5 protein-coding genes are annotated in these 5841 nt (G+C 48.0%); all 5 read left to right on the top strand.

What is annotated here, in order from left to right; genetic code table 11:
* The coding region (locus VIP81_RS06950) for a beta-ketoacyl-[acyl-carrier-protein] synthase family protein (RefSeq protein ID WP_331957782.1) at positions 1–1129 on the top strand (1129 nt) is incomplete at its 5' end.
* Between the two features lie 11 nt (positions 1130–1140).
* The gene (locus tag VIP81_RS06955) at positions 1141–1395 is read left to right on the top strand and encodes an acyl carrier protein (RefSeq protein WP_331957784.1); all 255 of its coding nucleotides are present in this window, start codon (positions 1141–1143) and stop codon (positions 1393–1395) included.
* Complete coding sequence (locus VIP81_RS06960; protein WP_331957786.1) at positions 1392–1949, top strand: 4'-phosphopantetheinyl transferase superfamily protein; 558 nt, start codon at positions 1392–1394, stop codon at positions 1947–1949. The genes VIP81_RS06955 and VIP81_RS06960 overlap by 4 nt, the downstream gene beginning before the upstream one ends.
* Positions 1950–2258: 309 nt before the next feature.
* On the top strand, positions 2259–4577 hold the full coding sequence (locus VIP81_RS06965; RefSeq protein ID WP_331957788.1) for a PSD1 and planctomycete cytochrome C domain-containing protein: 2319 nt from the start codon (positions 2259–2261) through the stop codon (positions 4575–4577).
* Between the two features lie 30 nt (positions 4578–4607).
* Positions 4608–5841, top strand: a 1234-nt coding sequence (locus tag VIP81_RS06970; RefSeq protein WP_331957790.1) for a DUF1501 domain-containing protein, incomplete at its 3' end; no start/stop codon positions are given.

The raw sequence follows: 5841 nt of genomic DNA on the forward strand, positions 1-5841 counted from the left end.
CGGCCGGCCGGAAGTCCCTGATACTTTGCAGCAACAATATTTTGATGAGCTGGAACTAAAGCACCTGAGCAGCTCCGGTATTATCTACGGCGTAATAGCCGGTATGCAGGCCTGGGCAGATGCACAATTGCCACTGCCCAAGGCAGATCTGGTCGACTGGGACAGTGGCACGGTGTTTGGCGCCGGCACGTCTGGTGTCGATAAATTCCGCGAGGCCATTTATAAGGTAGATGAATTACAGGTACGTCGTTTAGGCAGTACCGCAGTTACGCAAACCATGGCGAGTGGCATCAGTGCTTTCCTGGGTGGTAAGCTGGGACTGGGTAACCAGGTGACCACTAATTCTTCCGCCTGTACTACTGGTGCAGAAAGTGTGTTGATGGCCTATGAACGTATTAGGTACGGCCACGCCAAACGTATGCTGGCAGGTAGTACCAGCGATAGTGGTCCTTATATATGGGGCGGCTTTGATGCCATGAAAGTGTGTACGTTTAAACATAACGATACGCCTGCAGCAGGGTCAAGACCCATGAGTGCCAGTGCCAGCGGTATTGTGCCGGGAAGTGGCGCCGGCGCGCTGTTACTGGAATCGCTGGATAGTGCATTGGAACGCAATGCGCCCATTTATGCGGAAGTATTGGGCGGCAATATTAACTCGGGCGGACAACGCAACGGTGGCAGCATGACAGCTCCCAATCCGGCAGCGGTGCAGCGTTGTATCAAAGCTGCGCTGGTGCAGGCCGGTGTGTCGGGAAGCGATATAGATCTGATTAATGGACATCTCACCGCTACGGGTAAAGATGCGGAAGAAGTAAGGAACTGGTGTGCTGCGCTGGAACGGAACGGAAAAGATTTTCCTTATCTCAATGCGCTGAAGTCGATGGTAGGCCATTGTTTGAGCGCTTCCGGCAGTATTGAGCTGGTAGCCGCTGCGCTGCAGCTGAAAGAGGGATTTGTATTTCCTAATATTAACTGCGAAGATCTGCACCCGGAAATAGCCGCCATAGTAGATCCGGAAAGAATTCCACAGCAGCTGTTGTATAAAGACATACATTTAGTGGCGAAAGCAAGCTTTGGTTTTGGAGATGTAAACGCCTGTATTATATTGAAAAAATACCTGGAACCATAAACGATTTAAACATGGATCAAGAAACATTCATTGCGCAATTAAGAGACATAGTAAGGCCCTACGCGAAGAATCAGGAAGCCCTGGCACAAATCAACATTTCCACTGATTTTATTAACGACCTGAAAATTAATTCCGCCAATCTGGTAGATGTAGTACTGGATGTGGAAGAAAAGTATGATATCGTTATTGAGAATGAAGAAATGGAACGTATGCTCAATGTGCAGGCTGCCATGGATATTGTGGAAGCAAAGCTGAAGGAAAAGTGATAGGCAACGACATCGTTGACCTTCACCTGGCGGAGCGCGAAAGTAATATTTACCGCCATGGTTTCCGGGACAAATTGTTTTTGCCCCATGAAAAAGATATGATCACAAAGGCCGCCCATCCTGCGACCATGCTGTGGTTGCTTTGGTCCTGCAAAGAATCCGTGTATAAAATCATTCACCGCAATACCCGCGAAAGAAAGTTTGCGCCGCAGCAGTTGGCGTGTTCTCTTTCTCAATATACTGGCACCGCCGCTGCCGGTACCGTTGTTTATCAACAACAGCTGTATTATTTCCAAAGCAGGCAGATAGGCTCCTGTATTCATACCCACGCTGCCGTGAATACTTCCCTGCTGCAGGAAGCGCGCATTTTTACACAGTACCATCTAAGGCCCGATTATTTGCAGCAAATACTTACTGCGGAGGAGGGATTTTATAAAGATGAATATGGAGTACCGTTTATTCATGACCGTTATACCGGCGAAAGCCGGCCCGTTTCTGTGAGCCATCATGGAAAATATGTGGGAGTTGTGAAACTGCCGAAATTTTTTAGTTAGCAGAAAGCAAAAAGCCGAATGCAAAAAGCCATCGAAGCGACCACGAATTTACCCTCCGCTTCAGTGGCTTTTTGCTTTCCGCCTTCTGCTTTTTGCTTTCTTGTAGGTATGTATGTACATATTGGTAAGATAGTGTCAAATAGAGTCAATATAGTATCGAAATGGTAAGTGTTAATGCCCGATATTTACCACAGACAAAAGAAACAACCAACAGCTATAGTGATTGAGCATCAGCAGGTATCCCTGCTATGTAGTGTAATTACCGCGATTATCAAAATTAGTGCGCAATGAACATTTAATTCAGAAAGTATGTTCCAACGTTATGTAAGACTGACTGTCTGCTTCCTGGCTGTATTATCTGCTTGTAACAGTGGAGGCACAGACGATAAACAGGAAGAGAAGTTACCTGAAATTGTAGACTACAATTTCAATATCCGCCCTATCTTATCTGATAAGTGCTACGCTTGTCATGGTCCTGACGCCAATAAACGGGAGGCCGGTTTGCGGCTGGATATTGCCGACAGCGCCTATAAAGCCTTGAAAGAAACACCGGGAGCGCATGCGCTGGTGCCGGGAAATCCGATGGCATCGGCCGTATATCAACGTATCAGCACAAAAGATACCTCGATGCGTATGCCGCCACCTTCCTCCAATATGTCGCTCACCAATTATGAAGTTAAACTCATTGAGAAGTGGATTAAGCAAGGCGCACAATACAAGCCTCACTGGGCCTTTGTGGCGCCGGTGGCACCTGCATTGCCGGCGGTTAATAATACACAGTGGCCGCGCAATGAAATAGACAGGTTTGTACTGGCCCATATGGAAACAAAAGGGCTGGAACCCAATCCGGTAGCGGATCATGAAAGACTCCTGAAGCGTGTTTGTCTGGATTTGACGGGCTTGCCTCCTTCTCCGGAAAGAATGGCCCGCTTTGCAAAAGATACCAGTGCACAAGGGTATGAGCGTATGGTAGATGAATTGCTGCAGGATACGGCCTATGGTGAAAAAATGGCGATCCACTGGATGGACGTTGCCCGCTATGCCGACTCTCACGGCTACCAGGATGATAACTACCGTAGTATGTGGCCCTGGCGTGACTGGGTGATTCATGCATTCAATGAAAACCTGTCTTACAAAGATTTTATTACCTGGCAGCTGGCCGGCGATATCATGCCCAATTCTACCCGGGAACAATTGCTGGCATCCGGCTATAACCGTAATCATAAAATCACCGAAGAAGGTGGTGTGATAGATGAAGAGTATCGCATAGAATACGTAACAGACCGGACGAATGCCTTTGGCAAAAGTTTACTGGGTATCACTATTGAATGCGCACACTGTCATGATCACAAGTATGATCCTTTTTCACAGAAAGAATATTATGAGCTCTTCGCCTTCTTTAATAATGTAACAGAAGTAGGATTGCAGTCTTCCGTAGGTGGCCCTGAAACCTACGCCAAGAAGCCGTTTATGGAGATCACCAAAGAAGATCTCAAAGGGGTATTACATTTTATCAATAAACAGGATACCAATAAACTGATTGTATCGGTGATGGGCGAAAGAGATACCACCCGGAAAACGTATATCCTTGGCCGTGGTAACTATGATAACCCAACGCTGGAAGTAACACCGGAAACACCGCATTCTGTGCTGCCTTTTGATACGAAGCAGTATCCGGCTAACCGTTTAGGATTGGCGGAGTGGTTGTTTGATAAACGCAATCCACTCACCGCAAGGGTTTTCGTGAACCAGCAATGGCAGGAAATCTTTGGCCGGGGCATTGTTAAAAGTACCGGCGATTTTGGTATGCAGGGAGATCTGCCCACTAATCCGCAGCTGCTCGACTGGCTGGCAACAGACTTTGCACAGCATGGCTGGGATATAAAACGGCTCATGAAACAACTGGTGATGTCGGCTACTTATCGCCAGTCGGCCGTAACCTCCAAAGAAAAACAAAAGATAGATCCGGAAAATATTTACCTCTCCCGTGGCCCACGTTTTCGCCTGCCGGCAGAACTGGTGCGTGACCTGGTATTACAAAGCAGTGGCTTGCTGGTGCATACCATCGGAGGCCCGAGTGTGAAGCCTTATCAACCGAAAGGATTATGGGAAATGGCCACGTCGGGTAGGGGAATTCTGGCCAGCTATAAGCAGGATCATGGTGAAAGTCTTTACCGCAGAGGGTTGTACACGTTTATAAAACGTACCGTTCCACCGCCTTCCATGATGATCTTTGATGCCAGCAATCGTGATCAGTGTGAAGTAAAACGCAGCAGCACTAACACGCCATTACAGGCGTTGATTATGCTGAATGATCCTACGGTGCTGGAAGCCTCCAGGGTGCTGGCTTCCAGGCTATTGGAAAAAGATAAGAATACCGCTAAGAATATTGAACAGGCATTTCGTTTAATTGTTTGCCGCACACCGGAACAACGCGAGCTGGCGCTTTTACAAAAGTATTATGACCAGCAACAGCAGTTGTATAAGCAACAGCCGGCCAGCGCAGTGAAGCTGCTGCATAATGGAGAGTATCCGATGGCCACCAACCTGGATAACGCTTCATGGGCAGCGATGATGCAGGTGATCACAACGATCTATAACCTGGAAGAAACCTTATCTAAAACATAACCGGGCAGTCACCCTTTCAAATATCGGAAGATGAAAAACGAATTTATAGAACATCACCTGAATATGAACCGCCGCAAATTCCTGTCACGACTGAGTTTGGGCGTGGGAAGTCTGGCGCTGGGTTCTTTGCTGATACCAGATATTTTTAGTAAAACCGGTGTGGATGAAGCGCCGTTTATTCCAGGTATGCCGCATTTTGCGCCGAAAGCCAAAAGAATTATTTACCTGTTTCAGAATGGTGCGCCTTCACAGCTGGAGAGCTTCGACTATAAGCCGAAGCTGCGGGAAATGATGGGGCAGGAGCTGCCACCATCGATCCGTATGGGGCAACGTTTAACGGGGATGACTTCCGGGCAGACCTCCTTTCCGCTGGTAGGTTCTCACTATGATTTCAAACAATATGGTGAATCCCGTGCCTGGATCAGTGATTTGTTTCCGCACACAGCCAAAGTAGTGGATGATATCTGCATCGTTAAATCGATGTTTACAGAAGCCATCAATCATGATCCGGCACTGACGTTTTTCCAGACGGGCGCACAGCAGGGTAACCGCGCCAGCTTTGGCTCCTGGATGAGTTATGGGCTGGGAAGTGAAAACAAAAACCTGCCTGCCTTTTGTGTGTTGTTGTCGAGAGGTAAAGGAAACGGGCAAGGGGTATATTCCAAATTATGGTCCAATGGATTTTTGGATAGCATTCATCAGGGGGTGCAGTTCAGCAGTGGGGAAAGCCCCGTGTTATACCTGAATAATCCGGAAGGTATTGACATGGCCAATCGCCGGCAGATGCTGGACCAGTTGGCCGCCTTGAATGAGCAGTCGTTTAAAGAATTCGGTGATCCGGAAATCAATACAAAAATTCAGCAGTATGAGATGGCGTATCGCATGCAAACGGCGGTACCTGAACTGACGGATCTCTCTAAAGAATCGGATGATATCATTAAGTTGTATGGACCGGAATGCTTGGTACCAGGCACTTTCGCGGCCAATTGTTTATTATCCAGGAAGCTTTCTGAAAGTGGCGTACGTTTTATTCAGCTGTATCACCAGGGATGGGATCAGCATGGCAATCTGCCGAACGAAATGGCGGGGCAGGCGAAAGATGTAGACCGGGCATCGGCTGCACTGATCACGGATCTGAAACAGCGTGGCCTGCTGGATGAAACACTGGTGATCTGGGGCGGTGAATTTGGCCGCACTAATTTCTGCCAGGGTAAAATGACGGCCGATAACTACGGCCGCGATCATCATCCGCGCTGCTTCTCCA

It is taken from the genome of Chitinophaga sp. (assembly GCF_036566945.1).
Classification (GTDB): Bacteria; Bacteroidota; Bacteroidia; order Chitinophagales; family Chitinophagaceae; genus Chitinophaga.